This is a genomic window from Amycolatopsis sp. NPDC104587 (genome assembly GCF_055583645.1).
Genome location: NZ_JBVJNO010000003.1, coordinates 715,370 through 733,646, shown reverse-complemented (window position 1 = coordinate 733,646; position 18,277 = coordinate 715,370). Strand labels below are relative to the sequence as shown.

The 18,277-nt window shown below is 72.3% G+C and carries 15 protein-coding genes and 1 pseudogene; 6 read left to right on the top strand and 10 right to left on the bottom strand.

Features of this window, described 5'->3' with window-relative positions; all coding sequences use genetic code 11:
- Positions 1–3 precede the first annotated feature (3 nt).
- Positions 4–882, top strand: a complete 879-nt coding sequence (locus ACZ61C_RS11565; RefSeq protein ID WP_465305501.1) for a LysR family transcriptional regulator — start codon at positions 4–6, stop codon at positions 880–882.
- Complete coding sequence (locus ACZ61C_RS11560) at positions 879–1,775, top strand: serine hydrolase (protein ID WP_465305499.1); 897 nt, start codon at positions 879–881, stop codon at positions 1,773–1,775. Before ACZ61C_RS11565 ends, ACZ61C_RS11560 begins: the two co-directional genes overlap by 4 nt.
- Positions 1,776–2,049: 274 nt before the next feature.
- Here the strand turns inward: ACZ61C_RS11560 and ACZ61C_RS11555 are convergent, their stop codons facing one another.
- Positions 2,050–2,616, bottom strand: coding sequence for an isochorismatase family protein (locus ACZ61C_RS11555; RefSeq protein ID WP_465305497.1), 567 nt, complete (start codon positions 2,614–2,616; stop codon positions 2,050–2,052).
- A gap of 53 nt (positions 2,617–2,669) precedes the next feature.
- Between ACZ61C_RS11555 and ACZ61C_RS11550 the strand changes: the two genes are divergently transcribed.
- Positions 2,670–2,951 carry a ribosomal protein L7/L12 gene (locus tag ACZ61C_RS11550; protein ID WP_465305495.1) on the top strand — a complete coding sequence of 94 codons (282 nt, stop codon included), beginning with the start codon at positions 2,670–2,672 and terminating at the stop codon, positions 2,949–2,951.
- An 84-nt stretch (positions 2,952–3,035) separates the two neighbouring features.
- Here the strand turns inward: ACZ61C_RS11550 and ACZ61C_RS11545 are convergent.
- The 4 genes and pseudogenes from ACZ61C_RS11545 to ACZ61C_RS11530 form a co-directional block, all read right to left on the bottom strand.
- Positions 3,036–3,332, bottom strand: a pseudogene (locus tag ACZ61C_RS11545) (AIR synthase-related protein); the annotation flags it as partial.
- 257 nt (positions 3,333–3,589) lie between these two features.
- Positions 3,590–4,471 (bottom strand): alpha/beta fold hydrolase, encoded by an 882-nt coding sequence (locus ACZ61C_RS11540; protein WP_465305651.1) that lies wholly within the window; start codon positions 4,469–4,471, stop codon positions 3,590–3,592.
- Positions 4,472–4,534: 63 nt separating this feature from the next.
- Positions 4,535–4,717 (bottom strand): CsbD family protein, encoded by a 183-nt coding sequence (locus tag ACZ61C_RS11535; protein WP_465305493.1) that lies wholly within the window; start codon positions 4,715–4,717, stop codon positions 4,535–4,537.
- Positions 4,718–4,850: 133 nt separating this feature from the next.
- The gene (locus ACZ61C_RS11530; protein WP_465305491.1) at positions 4,851–6,110 is read right to left on the bottom strand and encodes a cation:proton antiporter domain-containing protein; all 1,260 of its coding nucleotides are present in this window, start codon (positions 6,108–6,110) and stop codon (positions 4,851–4,853) included.
- A 189-nt stretch (positions 6,111–6,299) separates the two neighbouring features.
- Here ACZ61C_RS11530 and ACZ61C_RS11525 point away from each other — a divergent pair, with 189 nt between their 5' ends.
- On the top strand, positions 6,300–6,644 hold the full coding sequence (locus tag ACZ61C_RS11525; protein WP_465305489.1) for a hypothetical protein: 345 nt from the start codon (positions 6,300–6,302) through the stop codon (positions 6,642–6,644).
- Between the two features lie 67 nt (positions 6,645–6,711).
- Here ACZ61C_RS11525 and ACZ61C_RS11520 read toward each other — a convergent pair whose 3' ends face one another.
- The 5 genes from ACZ61C_RS11520 to ACZ61C_RS11500 form a co-directional block, all read right to left on the bottom strand.
- Positions 6,712–10,359 carry a family 78 glycoside hydrolase catalytic domain gene (locus tag ACZ61C_RS11520; RefSeq protein WP_465305487.1) on the bottom strand — a complete coding sequence of 1,216 codons (3,648 nt, stop codon included), beginning with the start codon at positions 10,357–10,359 and terminating at the stop codon, positions 6,712–6,714.
- Between the two features lie 196 nt (positions 10,360–10,555).
- Positions 10,556–11,851 (bottom strand): DJ-1/PfpI family protein, encoded by a 1,296-nt coding sequence (locus ACZ61C_RS11515; protein ID WP_465305485.1) that lies wholly within the window; start codon positions 11,849–11,851, stop codon positions 10,556–10,558.
- A 1-nt stretch (position 11,852) separates the two neighbouring features.
- Positions 11,853–12,242: a hypothetical protein gene (locus ACZ61C_RS11510; protein WP_465305483.1), complete on the bottom strand. Its 390-nt coding sequence runs from the start codon at positions 12,240–12,242 to the stop codon at positions 11,853–11,855.
- Between the two features lie 99 nt (positions 12,243–12,341).
- Positions 12,342–12,986: a response regulator gene (locus tag ACZ61C_RS11505; protein WP_465305481.1), complete on the bottom strand. Its 645-nt coding sequence runs from the start codon at positions 12,984–12,986 to the stop codon at positions 12,342–12,344.
- A complete protein-coding gene (locus tag ACZ61C_RS11500) occupies positions 12,983–14,065 on the bottom strand; it encodes a sensor histidine kinase (RefSeq protein WP_465305479.1) in 1,083 nt (360 codons plus the stop codon). The genes ACZ61C_RS11505 and ACZ61C_RS11500 overlap by 4 nt, the downstream gene beginning before the upstream one ends.
- 139 nt (positions 14,066–14,204) lie before the next feature.
- On the opposite strand from ACZ61C_RS11500, the gene ACZ61C_RS11495 reads away from it, so the two are divergent.
- On the top strand, positions 14,205–16,778 hold the full coding sequence (locus tag ACZ61C_RS11495; RefSeq protein ID WP_465305477.1) for a glycosyltransferase: 2,574 nt from the start codon (positions 14,205–14,207) through the stop codon (positions 16,776–16,778).
- On the top strand, positions 16,778–18,226 hold the full coding sequence (locus tag ACZ61C_RS11490; protein WP_465305475.1) for a radical SAM protein: 1,449 nt from the start codon (positions 16,778–16,780) through the stop codon (positions 18,224–18,226). Before ACZ61C_RS11495 ends, ACZ61C_RS11490 begins: the two co-directional genes overlap by 1 nt.
- Positions 18,227–18,277: the final 51 nt, after the last annotated feature.

Below are 18,277 nucleotides of genomic sequence, written 5' to 3'. Positions count from 1 at the left end.
GTCGTGGACCTGATCGGCGGCTGCCGGGCGTTCGTGAGCGTGAGCGAGACGGGGGGCTTCACGGCGGGCGCGGCGCTCGCGCGCATCCCGCAGCCGGTCGCCAGCCGGCGCATCGCGGCCCTGGAGCGGCACTTCGGCGAACGGCTCTTCGACCGCACCACCCGCCGGGCGCGCCTGACGCCGTTCGGCCGGGACGTGCTGCCCTCGGCCCAGCGGCTCGTCCAGCTGGCCGACACGCTGGAGCACGACGCCCGGCGGGCGCGGCTGCGGCCGATGCGGGTGGCCGTCCCGGACACCTGCGGGGTGCGGGACCTGGCCGAGCTGGCGGCCGAGGCCCGCACGCTGGACGTCCACCTGGAGTTCCGCGCCGCGCCGCCGGGCGAGCGGGCCGAGCTGGTCCGTACCCAGGAGGTGCGGGCCGCGCTCACGGCCGTCCCGGCGGGGGAAGGGGAGTGGGCCGTGCCGCTGGGTGTGGCCGGGGTCGCGCCGCCGTCCGGCCGGGTGGTGCACCTGGAGACTCTGCGGGCCGGACGGTCCGGCGGCGCCCGGCGTCGGGTTTGGCTCCAGCCGGAGGACGACGTCCCGCATGTGCGCGACCGGGTGCTGCGCGTGCGTGACGCGGTCGGGCTGCAGCCGTCGCAGGTGGCGGTGGCGGACTCGCTCACGTCGGCGGCCGCCGAGGTGTTCGGCTCGCCGGACCTGCTGCTGTGCTCGGCCGCGCAGGCCGCCGAGCTGGGGTTGCCGTGGCGGCCGGTGGGCGAGCTGGACCTGGCGCGCGGGTTCGCGGTGGCGGCGGCGCTGGGGTCCGACGCGGACCGGTTGCGTACCGTGCTGCGGGGCGCCGTCGGGCGGTGCCTGGGCGCAGAGGAGGATTCCGCATGACGGCCCTGCTCCGCGAGCTGCGCGAGGAGCTGACCGACGGCGGCCTGCGTGGCTCGTTCCTGGTCCGCGACCTGCGGACCGGTCTCGAGCTGGGCATCGACCCCGACCGCGAGTACCCGATCGCGTCACTGGTCAAGGTCCCCCTGGCGGCGGCCACCCTGGAGCGCATCCGCCGCGGCGAGCTCGACGGCGCCCGCCGGCTGGAGGTCGCCCCCGGCCGCGTCACCACGCCCGGGCCGATCGGCCTGACCCGCTTCCGGCATGCGGCGCAGATCGCGGTCGAGGACCTGGTGTACCTGAGCACGTGCCTGAGCGACGGAGAGGCGGCGGACGCCCTGTTCGCCCTGACACCCCCGGCCGAGGTAGCGCGAATGCTGGCGGCTTGGGAGGTGAGCGGCATCGCGGTCCGGCACCCGATGCGCGACCTGGTCGACACCCCGGCCGAGCGCTTCGACGCGGGCGAGGTCGACCTGGCGCATTCACTGGCGATCGCAGCGGGCACGGCAGGGCAGGGCCACCGGCTCCCGCAGCTCGACGTGACCCGGGCGAACGCGGCATCGGCACGGGCGATGCTCGACCTGCTGCAGGCGCTCTGGACGCCGTCGAAGATCGACCCGGCGGTGGCCGAGGCGGTGCGGGAGCTGATGGCCAACAACGTGATCCGCCATCGTTTGACGCCCGACTTCGCTTCTGACGCGGCGAAGTGGTCGTCGAAGACGGGCACGCTGTTGAACCTGCGGCACGAGGCGGGCGTGGTCGAGCACGCGGACGGGGGAGTGTTCGGGGTGGTGGCGTTGACGGAGTCGACGGTCCCGGCGGTGCTCCAACCGGAGGCGGAGGTCCTGATGTCCCGGGTGGCGCGAGCGTTGCGCGACCACCTGCGCGGCAGCTGAGATATCGGCGAAGCGCGAGCTACGCGGGCAGCCCGGCCGCGGCCTGGTTGCTGCGCGACGATTGCCGCGCAGCGGCCACTGCGGCAGGCAAACGCACGCTTGGACCCTCGCCGGCCGAGTTCCCCGCCGCAGCTCGAAGTCCGGTTGACGGGTGATCTTCGGGCCGAGACCTCGCTCCACCGGTGCACGCCCGCAACCCGAGACGCGACCTGGAACCGAGCCGTCCGCCCCAGCCCACCTTCCCCCGGCCCCCCGGGCGGCCCCCGCACCCGCCCTACGCCGGCGCCTTCACCCCGAACTCCACCTCATCCGCCTCCACGGTCCCCGCCGTCCTCCCCGGCGCAGTATGAAACTGCCAATACAGGTTCGTGTGCGCGATCACGGCAGCAGGCGACGGCGCCCCATACGCCGACAGATCCTCCGTCGTGTGCGCATCCGACACCAACGTCGCGTCATACCCACGCGTGATCGCGCCGTGCAGGGTCGCGCGGATGCAGGCGTCGGTCTGGGCTCCCGCCACCACCAGCTTGCCGATGCCGCGCTCGGCCAGCACCGCCTCGAGCTCGGTGTCCTCGAACGAGTCGCCGTACGTCTTGTGCACCAGCGGTTCCGGCTCGCGGCGCACCAGCTCGGGCACGTACTGCCAGGTTTCGCTGTCGCGCGGCAGCTCCTCGCTGGTGTGCTGCACCCACACGACGTCGACGCCCGCCGCGCGGGCTTTTTCCACCAGGGAGCCGATCCTGGCCACGACGGCGTCGCGGTCCAGGGAGACTTTCATGACACCGTTCTGCACGTCGACGACCAGCAGGGCGGTGTTCGGACGATCGGTCAGCGTGGTCATGGGCTCACCCTAACCGCGGCCACCGACAATTTCCGGCACTAGCATGCTTGCCCATGGACTACGGGATGCTGCTGCTCGCCGCCGCCGTGCTCGTCGGCGTCGTCGGCCTGGGGACGTCGACCACGGAACGCAAGCTCAGCCGCCGCCTCGAGCGGGTGGAGCGGAAGCTCGACGCCATCACGGCCCAGCTCGGCGTCGTCGTGGCGGAGCCGGAGCTCGCCGAAGTGACCGAGCTGCTGCGGCAGGGCAAGAAGATCCAGGCGATCAAGGTCTACCGCGAACACACCGGCGCCGACCTCAAGGAGGCCCGCGACGCCGTTGAGCGGATGGCTTAGGGCGCCCCGTGGGCGTGCTGCGAAGATGACGACACCGAGTCGTACCCGCCGCGGGGCCCGGAAACTCAGCCGACGACGATCGTGTGCCCGCCAGTCCAGGTTCCGCCGCGTCCCGCCGCTGACGAACCCGTCGCGCAAAGCCTCTCGCGCACCGTCGAGATAAGGCGCGGTCGCCGGGTCGAGCCGCGCCGTCACCCCGTTCGCCCGTGCCAGCTTGTGCAGGTGCCCGAGCAGCCCGAATCCGGTGACGTCGGTGGCGCACACGGCCCCGGCGGCCGGCGCGGCGCGGGAAGCGGCGTCGTTGAGCGTGGTCATCACGTCGATCGCCTGCTCGAACCGCTCACCGGTCGCCTTGTGCCGCGAGTTGAGCACCCGACGCCCGGTCGTGCGGGCCGGGCTGGGGCTGACGTCGGAGCCCTACCGGACTGGCCGAGCCGGGAAGCTGCTGAAGGCGGCGAAAGCGCTCACCGTCGCCGGCGCGGGGCTTTCGCTGGCGGCCCGCCGCAACCGGCTGGCAGGCGCTCTCGCCGGGGCGGCTTACGTCGCTTCGGGCCTGTGCACGCGGTTCGGCGTCTACGCGGCCGGCGTGGCGTCTACAAAAGACCCGAAGTACGTCGTCGTCCCGCAACGGGAACGGCTCAACCGGCGGGCAGGCCGCTGAAGAATTCCCCGAGTGCGGCGGCCAGGTCGGCGGGATTGTCCTCCGCCATGTGGTGCCCGGACCGGATCGCCTGCCCGCGGAGGTCGGTCGTCCAGCCGCGCCAGACGCCCAGGACGTCACCGTAGAGGTCTTCGAGGTCGTCTTCGCTGGACCACAGGACCAGGGCCGGGCAGGTGATCCGCCGGCCGGCCGCCTGGTCGGCGTCGTCGTGCGCGCGGTCGACCCCCAGGCCGGCCCGGTAGTCCTCGAGCATCGCGGTGACCGTGGCCGGGTTGTGGATCGCCCGGTGGAAGTCGGCGAAGTTGTCCTCGCCGAGCCGGGCCGGTGTGTTCTTGGTGCCGACGTTGTACCAGGCGTCGGGGTCGGCCGTGATCACCCGTTCGGGCTTTTCCGGCTGGGCGAAGAAGAACCAGTGGAACCACTCGCGCGCGAACCGCGCGTCGCAGCGGGCGAGGGCTTCGCCGATCGGGACGGCGTCGAGGATCGCCGCGCCCCGGATCACGGACGGGTGATCGAGGGCCAGCCGCGTCGCCACGTACGCACCGCGGTCGTGCCCCGCCACGAAGAACCGGGAATGTCCCAGGCGCGCCATCAAAGCGACGCAGTCGGCTGCCATGACACGCTTGCTGTAGGGCGTGTGGTCCGCGTCGGTCGGCGGTTTCGTCGATTCGCCGTAGCCGCGCGTGTCCGGGCAGACGACGGTGAACCGGTCGGCGAGCCGCGGCGCGACCCGGTGCCACGTCGTGTGGGTGCGCGGATGCCCGTGCACCAGCAGCAGCGGCGGCCCCGACCCGCCGCGGCGGACCCGCAGGGTCACGTCGCCGACGTCGACGCGGTCGAGCTCGAAGCCTTCGAACACGGTCACCCCCGGACACGAAGCTGCCGCACCTCCCAGCGGAGGTGCGGCAGCACGCAGAACATGTCAGTCCTTGTTCGTGACGCCCTTCACGGCGTCCTTGATCTTCTCGCCCGCCTGCTTCAGCGAGCCCTTGGCCTGGTCCGCCTTGCCCTCGGCCTGCCACTGCTCGTTGCCCGTGGCGTCACCGACGGCTTCCTTCGCGCGGCCCTTGAGCTCTTCGCCCTTGTTCTCGATCTTGTCGTTCATGGCGGTGCACCTTCCGTCGCGGCGACATTTCCGGATCGGCCAGTCGCCAAAAGGGCCTTGTCCCCCGATTACCCACCGGTTCGCCGGCTACACATCACACAACCGGGTGGTCGTCGTGAGGCCGGTCACCCGCTCAGGAGGTCGGCAGGTGCCCGCCCATCCGCTCGATCCGCTGGATGGCCGGCTCCGCGAGAACGCCGTGGACCAGCACCGACACGGCCACGGCGAGCGCGCCGACGCGCCACAGGACGTCCTGCTGCGGCACCGGGAGCCGGTTGAGCGCGTAGGCGAGGTAGTAGAGCGTTCCGATGCCGCGGACGCCGAAGAACGCGATCGCCAGCGTGGCCGGCCGGCCCGCGGACGAACCGAGCAGCGAAAGCCAGCCGACGACGGGCCGGACCACCAGCACCGCGAGCACGGCGATCACCACCTCGACGACGCGCAGGCCCTGCAGCAGCCCGTCGCCGATGGCCAGCCCGAGACCCAGCAGCGCGAGCGGCACGAACAGCCGTTCCAGCTGGTGGCCGAACGCGTGCAGGACACCGTGGTAGTCGTGCGAGCGCTCCTGCGTCCGGACCGCGACCGCCGCCACGAACACGGCGACGAACCCGTTGCCGTGGGCCACTTCCGCGAGCGCGTACGGGAGGAAGGCGAGAGCGAGCAGCACCAGCCCGTCGCCGTATTCGGCCAGCCGCAGCCGGTCCGAGGTCACCCGGAAGATCGCCCAGCCGAGCAGCCACCCGCCGGCCAGCCCGACCGCGACGCCGATCACCAGGGGCAGCAGCAGGTCGACCAGGACCCAGGAGACGTCCAGCTCCGGCTCACTGCCCGCGAGCGCCAGGCCGAGCAGCACGAACGGCATGGTCAGGCCGTCGTTCAGGCCGGCCTCGGTGGTCAGCGTGAAGCGGATTTCGTTGTCCTTGGCCAGTTCCGGCTCGACGTCGGGGTGCGGCACGCCGACGTCGCCGGCCAGCACCGGGTCGGTCGGCGCGAGCGCCGCGGCCAGCAGCAGGGCGACGCCGGGCGTGAGCGCGAGCCACCAGTGCCCGAGGACGGCGATCGCCAGGATCGACAGCGGCATGGTCAGCGCGAGCAGCCGCCACGTCGAGCCCCAGCGCTTGAGGCCGAACGGCCGGTCGACGGACAGGCCCGCGCCGGCGAGCGCGACGAGGATGCCGAGCTGGGTGAAGGTCTCGACGCCCTGCAGGTGGACGGCGGGATCACTCCAGCCGTTGCCGTAGGGGGCGGGCAGCGGGAGCAGGCCCAGGACGATCCCGGCGACCAGCATCACCAGCGGCACCGAGAAGGGGCGGTCGGCGACGAGCTTCGGCACGATCGCCGCGGCGAGGGCCAGCAGCCCGGCGACGCCGAACAGCACGGTCAACGACGACACGGTGGTTCTCCTGCCCGTTCGGTGTGCGACCGGGGCGGGGAGGTCCGCGAGCTCCGGGTCCGGTCGAGCCTAAGTCGGGGTCCGGGCCCCCGCAGTGCGATCGGCCGGGCGCCGCGGGGCCGAGTAGCGTGACTCGGAGAGAGGCCTTCCGGCGCGGCCGGCGGGCGGCGAACCGGGAGGAGGGCCGCGGTGACGGCGACGAACGGGGCCGGCCGGCCCTGCCGGTTCTGCGGCCGGACCGCCGGGCCGCGGGTGCCCGGCAAGACCGGCCCGATCTGCCTGGACTGCGTCCAGGCCGGCCTGCGGGTGACCGGCGACGGCGCGGACCGGCAGACCCGGGCCGGCGACGTCCTGGCCGCGGTGACCTCACCACTGGCGGCGGTCTGCGAGTTCTGCGGCCGCCGGGAGCGCCGGACCTTCCTGGGCCTTCGACGTCCGTTGCTGCGTGTCGACTGTGCGGCGCGGGATGCGGTGATCTGCGTGGACTGCCTGGACCACGCGGGAGACGTGCTGAACGTCGCCCTGCGCCACTGACAAAACGCCCCAATGTGGCCTTCGGTGCGTTCAACGCACCCAAGGCCACATTGGGGCGGTTCTCACCTCACGCCGGAGCGGTGAACACGTACGAACCCGCGGGCACGAAGTACGTTCCCGGCGCCGAGGGCACCGCTTCCGGCGGCGCGACCACCGAGCCCGGCTGCGACGTCGGCACCTGCACCGTCGCCGACGCTCCCACCGGGACAGTCATCCGCAGCGTGAGCTTCCCAGCCGAGATCGACCAGTCGCTGACCGCGCTACCGTACGGCGTTTCGTACGCCGACTTCGCCGACGTCAAACCGCCGCCCGGACGCGGCGCCACCAGCAGCGACGCGTACCCCGGGGCAGCCGGGACCAGGCCGCCGACCGAGCGGTACAGGAAGTCGCCGACCGAGCCGAGGCCGTAGTGGTTGAACGAGTTCATCCCCGGGTCGTTGAACGACCCGTCCGGCTTGATGCCGTCCCAGCGCTCCCAGATCGTCGTCGCGCCGTGCCCGATCATGTAGCCCCAGCCGGGGAAGCCCGGCTGCAGCAGCACCTGGTACGCGACGTCGGCGTGGCCGTGCGCGGCCAGCAGCGGCAGGAGGTTCTCGACGCCGAGGAAGCCGACGCTGAGGTGCCCGCCGGCCGCCGCCACCCGCGCCGCCAGCTTGTCCGCCGCCGGCTGGACCCGGTTCGCCGGGAGCAGCCCGAATGCCAGCGCCAGGACGTACCCGGTCTGCGTGTTCGCGCCCACCGTGCCGTCGGCCTGGGAGAAGCGGGCCGTGAACGCCGCCCCGATCCGGTCGGCGAGCGTCCCGTACGTCGTGGCTTCCGCGGTGTGCCCGGTGGCCGCCGCCATCCGCGAGACCAGCCGTGACGACCACGCGAAGAACGCCGTCGAGATCAGGTCCTGCGCAGTGTTGTCGTTGACGTTGAGCCAGTCGCCGAACGTCTGGTGGTCGCGGATCAGGTCGGCGCCCGACGTCGACCGCAGGTACTCGACCCACTTGACCATCGCGGCGAAGTGCTCGTTGATCACGCCGGTGTCGCCGTAACGCTGCCACAGGGTGTAGGGCACGATGACGCCCGCGTCACCCCAGCCCGCCGTGCCCGAACCGCTCAGCACCCCCGGCGCGACGTCGGTGAACGACCCGTCGTCGTGCTGCGCGTCGACCAGGTCGTCGCTGAACTTGCCGAGGAAGTTCGCGACGTCGAGGTTGAACGTCGACGTGCCGGCGAAGATCCCGATGTCACCGGTCCAGCCGAGCCGCTCGTCACGCTGCGGGCAGTCGCTCGGCACGGACAGCATGTTCGAGCGCTCGCCCCACAGGATGTTGTGCTGCAGCTGGTTCACGAGCGTGTTGGACGTCGTGAAGGTGCCGGCCTGCGCGCCGGATGTCCACATCGCCCGGCCGGTCAGCGTCGACGCCGTCGGAGCGGACGGCAAGCCGGTCAGCTCGACGTACCGGTAGCCGTGCACCGTGAACCGCGGCTCGTACGTCTCCGCGCTTCCGGTGCCCGCGAGGGTGAACCGGTCGGTCGCCTGCGCCGCGCGCAGGTTCGTCGTGTAGATCGTGCCGTCCGGGTTGAGCACCTCCGCGTGCCGCATGGTCACCGTCGTGCCGGCCGGGCCGGTCACCGAAAGCCGGTTCCAGCCGCTGAAGTTCTGCCCGAGGTCGGCCACCCACACACCCGGCTTGGGCTGCGTCCAGGCGACGGGCTTGAACTCCTGCTGCACGGTGACGCCGTTGTCCACTTGGGACACCAGGTTCGGTTTCGCGCCGGTCTTGACGCGCGGCGCCGCCCAGGCGCGGTCGTCGAAACCGGGGCGGTCCCAGCCGTTCGCGAGCCGCGCGTCGTAGGTCTCACCCTGGTAGAGGTCGTCGGCGCGGATCGCGCCGTCGCCGGTCTTCCAGGTGCCGTCGGTCGCCACCGTGGTGGCCGTGCCGTCGGTGAACGTCAGCTTCAGCTGCGCCGAGTACCACGGCTCGGTGCCGTACTTCTGGCTGCCCGCGATCCCGACGCTGCCGGAGTACCAGCCGTTGCCGACCAGCGCGCCGAGCACGTTCTCGCCGGACCGGATCTGCCCGGTGACGTCGGAAACGCGGTACTGCACGCGTTTTGCGTAGTCCGTCCAGCCCGGGGCGAGCACCTCGGCACCGACCTTGACGCCGTTGAGGTGCGTCTCCTGCAGCCCGAGCGCGGTGGTGAGCAACCGCGCGCTCGCGACCGGCTTGGCGACGGTGAAGCTCTTGCGCAGCAGGGGAGCGGGGGCGCTCACGGCGACGTTGGCGCCCCACGGCCCGGTGCCGTACGCGGCGACCGCCCGCGCGGCCGGCCAGGAGCTGTCGTCGAAGCCGCGCTGCTGCCAGCCGTCCGGCCCGGCCTGGCTCGCCTTCCAGGAACCGTCGGACACCACCGCCGGTCCACCCGGGACGGTCAGCTTCACGATCGCGCCGGCCGGGCTCTGCGTGGTGTTCTCGCTCCGGACCGCGATCGTGTTCGCGCCCGCGGTCAGCAGCGGGCCGACGTCGAGGACGGCGGCGGTCTTCCACGAGTCGGTGACCCGCGGGGAGTCGCTGACCTGCGTTCCGTTGACCCACACGGTCGCGCTGTCGTCGCCGGTCACCACGAGCGTGGCCTTCGGCGGCGCGGCCGCCAGGGTCAGCGCCTTGCGGAAGAACCGGGTCGACGGCGGCACCCCACCGGCCGGATCGCCTTCGGGGTACCAGATCCAGCTCGCGCCGGCGAGGTCCGGCCCGGCCGCGGCGCGGCCGAGGAACGCGCCCGTCCACTCGGTGGCCGGGTCGCGCAGCGCGGTTTCGAAGCGTTGTACCGGGCTCCAGCCGCTCGTCCGCCCCTGACCGTCCCAGACGCGGACGCGCCAGGTGTACGCGGTCAGCGACGCCAGCGCGGGACCGCCGTAAGCGACGTCGGCCTGCTGCGCGGAGGCGACGCGGCCGCTGTCCCAGACGTCGGACCCGGGGGCGGACACCACGATCTGGTACGCCGACTGCCGCTGCTGCGCGGCCGTGGACGTCAGCTTCCAGCCGAACCGGGGCTGCGCCGGGTCGACGCCGATCGGGTTCACCCGCTGCCCGACCGTGGCGCTCGCGACCGACACCGGCGCCGGGGCGAGCGCGGTTCCGACCTCGCTGCCCCACGGCGCGGTGCCGTAGGCGCCGAGATCCGCGGCCGCGGCCCACGCTCCGTCGGTGAAGCCCGGCTGCTCCCAGCCTTCCGGCGCGGTCGTCGCGCTCTTCCAGCCGGCTCCGGTGGTCAGGTCGGTGGTCCCCGACGCGGTCGTGACGCGCAGCCGGCCGAGCAGCCCGGCCGGACCACCGGAGTTGCGGACGGCGACCGCGAGCGTGTTGGTCCCGGCGGTGAGCGCGGGCCGCAGGTCCACGCCGAGCGCCGTCCGCCAGGAGTCCGCGGTGCGGGCCGAGGAGGCGAGGGGCCTGCCGTTGAGCCAGATGTCGGCGGTGTCGTCCCCGGTCAGCAGCAGCTGGGCGTCGGACACGGATCCGGCGGCCACGTCGAACGTCGTGCGGAAGTACCGGGTCGCGGCGGGCGCGGAGACGCGGGCGTCGCCCTCCGGGTACCAGATCCAGTGCGCCCCGGCGAGATCCGGGGGAGGGGCGGCGGCCGCCGGGGGGACCGCGGCGGCGGAGGTGACCAGGATCGCGGCGAGCGTGGTGGTGGTCGCGCGCCAGAGCTTGGGACGCAGCATTGCGGGCTCCCTAACGGCGGGGACTGGAGTATTTAAACGTTTCAATATGGTGTGATATGTGACTGTAATCAGAGGATCACGCGACCGCAATACTCCACTGGAAGCAGCGAGGACCTGCCTCCCAGTTCGACGGGCTATTTGCTAAATCGTTTTAGGCCGGGCGGCCCCGGCCGAAGCGGGGCCGCCCGGCCGGGACTCACGCCCGGCGCCGACGGAGCCGGAGCACCACCACGACTCCGGCGATCCCCAGTCCGACCAGGACGATCGGCACCGCCGTGGGCAGCCACGGCCAGGCCCGGCCTTCGAACACGACTCCGTCGGTGGGCAGCTCGAGGACCTTCGCGGTCCAGCGCGCGGTCGCGACGTCCGTGCTGCGCGAGAGCGCGCTCACCGCGGTGTCGTAGGCGAAGCCGGGCCGGTCGTGGACGTACTCCGGAGCCGGGCCGCCCGCCGGAGGCGTCACCCCGCGCGTCGCGCCCGGGACGATCAGCCGGTCGAGGTCGGCGTCGGCCAAAGCCGCGCGGGGCACGAAAGTCAGGCCGTGCCGCGACCGGATCGGGGCGCCGTCGGTGCTCACGGCCAGCGTCCGCGAGGAGAGCGACTGACCCTCGGTGTCGAACACCGAGGCGAGCTCGATCTCCCCGACGCCGTCGGAGAGCAGCACACCGATCTCGTCCGGGTTCCAGCGGAAGGCGGCGTTGACGATCGCGGCCGCGTCCGGCGCCGACGCCGGGGCGTGGACCGGGACGTCGGTGCCGTACCGCGGCCAGCCGACCGCCTTCGCCGCGTCGGCCGCCACCTGACGCCCGGCCAGCCGTTCCACCCAGCGCAGGGTCCCGTCGATGCCGGACAGGATCCCGGCCGTGGTGACGACGTCGCCGTCGTCGACGAAGCGCTGCCCGCGCACCCACTTCACGGCGGGGTAGTCGGCTTCCCAGGCTTCGATCTTGAGCCAGTGCGCGGTGGCCGGCCGCCCGTCGAGCAGCCCGGCGGAGGCCAGGACACCGCCGCCGTTGCAGACGCTCAGCAGCTTCGCGCCGTGGGCGGCCTGCGTGCGCAGCCAGCTCTTGACCGGCTCGGTGGTGGGTTCGCCGACGTCCGGGAGCGCGGGCACGACAACGAGGTCCGGCGCCTTCGGGCCGAGCCGCGCGGCGAGGTCGTCGAAGCTCAGGTCGGGCACGAGGTCGAGGCCACCGGTGAGCGGCTTCGGCTCGCGCTCCGGCGCGACGGTGTAGACGTTGAACCTGCCGGTCGCGGCCAGGATCTCGTACGGCGCGAGGGTGTCGGAGACGACGGCCCCGCGGTCGCCGACCACGACCACCGCGGTCGGCTTGGCCGGGTCGTGGACCGGCGCCGTCGCGGCGGGCAGGGGACGGGCCGGACCGGGGGAGTAGAGGGCGTCGAACGCGGAGAGGGCGGCGATCGCCGCACCGCCGGCCGGGACGGCGAGCACGGCGACGACCAGCGCGAACCACTTCAGGACGGTGCGCACGTCAGTGCCAGTACTCGGCGCGGCGCCACACCATGGCGGCGAGCATCAGCGGGAACATGATCGTGTGCCCGGCGACCATCAGCGTCGAGCCGGAGATCGCGCCGAGCCAGAACGGCACGAGCAGGACCACGAACGGCAGGTACATCGCCGCGGACATCTCGGCGATCCGCGGCCACGAGTGCCGCCGCAGGGCCATCACCGCCACCATGCCGACGGTCATGTCCGTGGCCATCACGATCGCGTCGACGTCGGCGCGCTCCAGCCAGGCGGCCGGCCACAGCGCGCCGAGCGCCATCATCCCGACGAGCATGGCGACGACCATCTCGACGTAATGCCCGGTGAACCGGGCGAGCTTGCGGGTGGTGCTGCGGGGTGGGGCGGTGGTGGTCATCTCGGGTTCCCTCCAGTGCGGTTTCGCTCCTGGACGAGAGTCCCGGGTGCCGGCCGCGCGGGGACGTGCCGGAAGTCATGACCCGGGTCATGTGACCGCTCAGAGCAGGCCGAGGTCCCGCGCCCGCAGCGCGGCCTGGGTGCGGTCCCGGGCGCCGAGCTTGCCGAGCACGTTCGTCACGTGGTTCTTCACGGTGCCTTCGGCGAGGAACAGCGTCGCGGCGATCTCGCGGTTGCTGCGGCCGTCGGCGAGCAGGCGCAGCACGTCCCGCTCCCGCTCCGAGAGCGGCACCACCAGCGGCTCGGGACTCGGCTCGGACAGCGCCGCGAACCGCGCGACGACCTTCGCGGCGACCGACGGCTGCAGCACCGACTCGCCCCGCGCGGCCGCCAGCACCGCTTCGATCAGCCGGGCCGACGAGACGTCCTTGAGCAGGTACCCGACCGCGCCCGCGCGCAGCGCCGCGAAGACGTCTTCGTCGTCGTCGAACGTCGTCAGCGCGATCACCTGGACGTCCGGGTGGGCCAGCCGCAGCCGCCGGGTCGCGCCGACGCCGTCGAGGACGGGCATGCGCAGGTCCATCAGGACGACGTCGGGGCGCACGGAAGCGACCTGCCGCAAGGCTTCCTCGCCGTTGCCCGCCTCGCCGGCGACGGTGATGCCGTCGTGGGTCGCCAGCAGCGTCGCGAGGGCTTCGCGGAACAGCGCCTGGTCGTCGACGAGCAGGACGCGGACCGGTGTCATCCCGGGACCTCCATGCTCAGCGCGCTGCCCTCGCCCGGCGCCGAGGTGAAGTCGAGCTTGCCACCCAGCTGCTCGGCGCGTTCCCGCAGCCCCAGCAGCCCGAACCCGGCGGACGCGGCGCCGTCGCTGCCGGCGCCGTCGTCGCGGACGACGACCCGGACCGAGGTGTCGGCGTAGGCCAGGACCAGGTCGACGCGGTCCGCGGCGGCGTGCTTGCGGACGTTCGTCAGCCCTTCCTGCGCCGTCCGGAACAGGGCCTCGCGGTGCTCTTCCGGCAGCGGCCGCTCGGCGCCGGAGACCGTGAGCTCGGCCGGGACACCGGCTTCCGAGGCCAGCGTCCGCAACGCGTCGGCCAACGGCGTCGGCCGCGGCTCGCGCAACGCCTTGACCGAGCGGCGGACCTCGGCCAGCGCGGTCTCGGCCTGTTCCTGCGCCTTGGCGAGCACGTCGTCGGCCTTGCCAGGATCGGTCGGCAGCACCGCCCGCGCGGCCTTGACCTGCATCTGGACGACGGTGAGCGAGTGCCCGAGGCCGTCGTGGATGTCGCGGGCGACGCGGTTGCGCTCCTGCGCCGTCGCGAGCCGCTCGGCCTGGGCGGCGTAGTCACGCAGCTTCTCGTGCGCTTCGGCCAGCTCGCCGCGGGACTGCTGCTCGCGCAGCAGCAGCTCGGTGACGACGGCCGCGAACAGCACCGACACGAGCGTGCCGAGCCCTTCGCGCAGGCCCTCGCCGAGCGACATGCCGAGGTGCACCAGCGGGACCACGGCGATGACCAGCGCGATCGCCGGCCGCGGCAGCCGCAGCACCACGCACTGGCTGACCAGCACCACGAGGAACAGCGTCGCCCCGACCCCGGCGTTGATCGTGAAGACGACGAAGGCCAGGGGGAGCTGGACGGCGACGTACGCGGCCGGCCACACCGCCCGGCCGCGCTCGCGCACCCAGCCGAAGCCGGCGGTGGCCAGCACGGCGAAGACGGCGCCGAGGACGAGGGAGAGCACGGGCTCCCCGGACCCGAGGACCCCGAGCACCACCGAAAGGAAGGCACCGCAGGTCAGCACCCCCAGTGCCCGGTTCATGGCGACATGCTGAGGCGTCCGGGGCCGCTGGTCAAGCACTTCCGGCAAAAGGAAAGCGCTTCCTCGTTCACGCGGCCGCCGCCGGCGGGCGCGGTTAGGGTTGAGGCGACGGCGAAGCCGAGACGGGAGTCCGACATCGATGTCAGTCCTTTGGGGCGTTTCTTTCGACGCCACTCCGCTGTCCGGGGTCGTGGTCGAGTTCCTCAAGACGGCGCGCCGGACGGCCGCCCGGGGCCTCCGCGTCCACCTCGACCTCGGCTACGACATCAAGGCCGACAAGGGCGCCTTCTTCCGGCCCTACCGCGACGAGGCCGGGCTGCTGCCCGAGTGGGTCACGCTCGACCGCGTCGAGGGGGTCGAAGACGTCCGCGGTTACGACGGCGCGTTTGTCGAACGGGTGCTCGCGCAGGTCGTCCAGCGCGGCGACGAGAGCCTGCGGCCGGAGATCGACCGGATCGCCGGCGAGCTGGCCGCGAAGATCGTCGCCACCTGGGAGCGTCTCGGCGTGACGATGGTGATGGTCGAGAACGGCACGCTGCCGGAGAACCTCACCTACACCGAGGCGCTCTACCGCGCGATCGACCGGTACGGCGCCCGCCACCGGCTAGGCCGGTTCGTGTTCTGGCGCGACCACGACCTGATGTGGCAGAGCGAGCCGGGCATCGCGAAGTACGGGCGGTTCCCGTACCCGGGGGTGCCCGCGCCGCGGAGCTCACCGCACATCCACTACTTCGCCCTGCACGAAGAGGCCCGGGCGCGGACGCTCGAATGGGTGCCCGGCCTGCGGAACATCGACGTCCTGCCCAACGCGTTCACCATCGCGCCCGCGCGCCTCGACGAGCGCAACGCGACCTTCCGGCGTGACCACGGCATTCCCGAGGACGTCCCGCTGCTGGCCCGGATCACGCGGATCATCCCGCAGAAGCGCATCGACCGGGACCTCCACCTGCTCGCGCTGCTGCCGGACGCGTGGCTGTTCGTCGCGGGCGACGTCGCCGAAGCGCCCGCCGAGCACGTCCGGCTCACGGAGCTGGCGGACCGGCTCGGTGTGCGCGACCGGGTCGTCTTCGGCGGCTGGCTGACGCCGTACGACACCGTCGTGCCCGGCCGCCACTCGGTGCGGGACCTCCTGGCGCACACGACGGTCGTGCTGTTCCTGACCTCCTACGACTACGAGAGCTACGGCAACCCGGTCAGCGAGGCGATCGCCTCCGGGACGCCGTACGCGACCAGCGGGTACGAGCTCTACGAAGTCGTCTACGGCAGCAAGGGGTTCCGGGCGCCGGTGCTCGACATCCGGACCCGCGACCTGCCGGACGCGGCGTTCGCCCGCGAAGTGGCCGAGCTGATCACCGACGAAGGGAAACGAGCGGAAGTGGTGCGGGCGAACTCCGATCTCGGGCAGGCGCGGTTCGGCACCCGGGTCGTCGACGAGCTGGTGGACCGGCTGTACCCGCCGCCGATGGGCGCCGGCACGCGGCTGAGCGTCGTGCTGCCGGTGTACAACGAGGCCGCGAACCTGCCGGAGGTGCTGCGGACGCTGCACGACCAGCAGGACCTGGAGAAGGAAAGCTACGAGGTCGTCCTGGTCGACAACAACTCGACCGACGACACCGTCGCCATCGCGCACGCCTTCGCGGCGTCCCATCCCGAGCTGGCGCTGCACGTGATCGCCGAGCCCGAGCAGGGTGTCTCGTGCGCGCGACGGGCGGGCATGGACTTCGCCGCGGCGCGCAGCCGCAACCGGCCCGACACCGACCCGGGGGAGCGCTTCTACCTCGTGTCCGCCGACGCGGACTGCCGGGTCGACCCGCACTGGCTGGCCGAGCTGTTCGCGGCGATGGAGACGAGCAAGGCCGCGATCGGCGTCTGCGACTACTACTACACCGCGGAGCACTTCACGAACCGGCCACGGCTGTGGGACGCGATCCAGCGGACGCTGCGCTGCCGCGCCGTCACGTTCTCGCTCTTCGGCGGCTTCCCGGACGGCAAGGGCTTCGCCGTCGAGCGCGACGCCTACGAGCGCGCCGGCGGCATCGAGATCTTCTACCAGCTGCAGGACGGCAAGTTCGTCAACCACCTCTCCGACGACTGGGACTTCGGGATCAAGGTCGCCAGCGGCGGCGACGCCATCACCTACGCGCCGCGCTCGCGGGTCGAGATCAACCCGCGGCGCGTCGACCACGCCATCGACGAGGTCATCGCGGGCCGCGCCTACGGCTCGGACGGCATCATCGTCATGCGCGACATCCGGCCTTCGGTGCCCACGACCGCCGTCGACCTCACCGAGGCCGAGGCGCGGCAGGCGTGGGAGTTCTCGATCAAGGACTTCACCCCGAAGAACACGATCCTGCCGGTGCTGCTGACGCCCGCGCTCCTGGAGGACGACGCCGTCATCGCGTTCTTCGGCGCGGACCTGGCCGCCCGGCTCGCCCGGCGGATCGCCGAGATCCGCGCCGAGATGCGCGTGGTCGACTTCACGCCGATCCACGCGTACAAGACCCCGTCGTACCGGCTGTACCTCGAGTTCGCCGACGAGCTGTTCGCGTGCCTGCGCAAGCACGTCGGCGAAGACATCGGGCACCCGCCACCGCTGCCGCCGTGCCTGGCGGAGGTGCCACCCGACCGCTTCGCCGAGTTCGTCCACTACTACTGCGAAGACCGGGAATCGGGCGAAGCCCACAACTACTTCGGCAACGGAGGGGTGTTCTGATGACGCTGGCGTACGAAGCGGCGATCGGCTCGCTGCACGGGCTCGACCCCGCGTGGCCCCGGCCCGCCGTGCTCGACGTCCTCGAGGCGCCGGAGAACCGGCACCTGCTCGACTTCGTCCAGGAGGACCCGTTCGGGGCGCACGTGTTCCCCGGCAACCTCCCCGGTTCGCCGTCGGAGTTCCTCAGCGACCTCGACACGCAGCTGGCGTCGTCCGGCCCGATCCACCTCTGGTCCTACATCCCGACGTGCGCCTACCGCTGCCGGTTCTGCCAGTACCCGGTGGTGCTCGTCAAGGGCAAACCCGAGGTGCAGTACGAAAAAGCGAAGCACTGGGTCGACCTGAACATCGCCGAAGCGCGGATGTGGCTCGACGCCGTGCCGCACCTGGCCGGCGCCGAAGTGGGGGAGTTCAACGTCTTCGGCGGCACGCCGTCGCTGCTGCCGGAGCCGGAGATCCGCCGCCTGCTGGACTTCTACCGCTCGGAGTTCGGCTTCACCGCCGACACGACGATCCGGTTCGAAGGCGACCCGAGCACGTTCACCCCGGCGAAGCTCGCGCTGCTGCGGGACCTGGGCTGCACCAAGCTGTCCAGCGGGGTCCAGTCCTTCGACGACCACGTGCTGGAGCTGTGCGGGCGCGAGCACAGCGCGCAGATGTGCGTCGACTTCGTCCGCAACGCGACGGCGGCGGGCTTCGAGTGGGTCAGCATCGACCTGATGTACGGCCTGCTCGACCAGACCCTCGACAGCGTCCGCCGCGACCTCGACGTCGTGCTGGAGAACGAGGTCACGGCGGTCGTGTGCACCAAGCTGCATCTGGCGTCCTACAGCGACACCCGCACCGGTGTCACCGGCGAGAAGCCGGCCGCGTGGCAGCTGCCGTCCTACCGGGACAAGCTGGTGCGCGACGGCCACCGCTGGCCGACGCTCGGCGAGCAGTACCAGATGCGGGAGCTGCTCACCGACGGGCTGCGCGAGGCGGGCTACACCGAGCACCCGACGATGTACTTCGCGCGCGACGGCCTCGGGCCCGAGAAGTGGAAGTCCATCATGGTCGACCAGGACAAGCAGGAGGCCGAGGTCGCGATCGGGCTGGGCGGCAGCTCGAGCTGCCGCGCGTCGGAGGCCATCTCCGACGTCAACTCGAAGCGCTACATCGAAACCGTGGAGGCGGGGCGGATTCCCCTGGGCTCGGCGACGCGCTTCACCGCGGAAGCGCAGGAGGCGCGGGCGGTGAAGATGGCGCTGACGACGTTGCAGCCGTTGCGGGATTCCCTGCACGCAGAGCGGTTCCCCGGCCGGTCGCTGTTCGCGGAGCCGTGGCTCGGGAAGTTCCGCTCGCTGGCCTCGCGCGGGCTCGTCCGGCTGCTTCCGGACGACGGCGTCGTCGAACTCACCCCAGTGGGGGAGGTGCTGGTCGAAGCGATCATCACCACCGAGCTATAGATCACTACATCGAGTGACACATCGCTCGCGGGGAGCGATACGGGCAGGCAC

Bases quoted from the DNA above. Each gene is read 5' to 3' on its own strand.
- ACZ61C_RS11560 (WP_465305499.1), top strand. From the start codon at position 879: ATGACGGCCCTGCTCCGCGAGCTGCGCGAGGAGCTGACCGACGGCGGC.
- ACZ61C_RS11555 (WP_465305497.1), bottom strand. From the start codon at position 2,616: ATGACCACGCTGACCGATCGTCCGAACACCGCCCTGCTGGTCGTCGAC.
- ACZ61C_RS11505 (WP_465305481.1), bottom strand. From the start codon at position 12,986: ATGACACCGGTCCGCGTCCTGCTCGTCGACGACCAGGCGCTGTTCCGC.
- ACZ61C_RS11550 (WP_465305495.1), top strand. From the start codon at position 2,670: ATGGACTACGGGATGCTGCTGCTCGCCGCCGCCGTGCTCGTCGGCGTC.
- ACZ61C_RS11500 (WP_465305479.1), bottom strand. From the start codon at position 14,065: ATGAACCGGGCACTGGGGGTGCTGACCTGCGGTGCCTTCCTTTCGGTG.
- ACZ61C_RS11495 (WP_465305477.1), top strand. From the start codon at position 14,205: ATGTCAGTCCTTTGGGGCGTTTCTTTCGACGCCACTCCGCTGTCCGGG.
- ACZ61C_RS11520 (WP_465305487.1), bottom strand. From the start codon at position 10,359: ATGCTGCGTCCCAAGCTCTGGCGCGCGACCACCACCACGCTCGCCGCG.
- ACZ61C_RS11510 (WP_465305483.1), bottom strand. From the start codon at position 12,242: ATGACCACCACCGCCCCACCCCGCAGCACCACCCGCAAGCTCGCCCGG.
- ACZ61C_RS11490 (WP_465305475.1), top strand. From the start codon at position 16,778: ATGACGCTGGCGTACGAAGCGGCGATCGGCTCGCTGCACGGGCTCGAC.
- ACZ61C_RS11535 (WP_465305493.1), bottom strand. From the start codon at position 4,717: ATGAACGACAAGATCGAGAACAAGGGCGAAGAGCTCAAGGGCCGCGCG.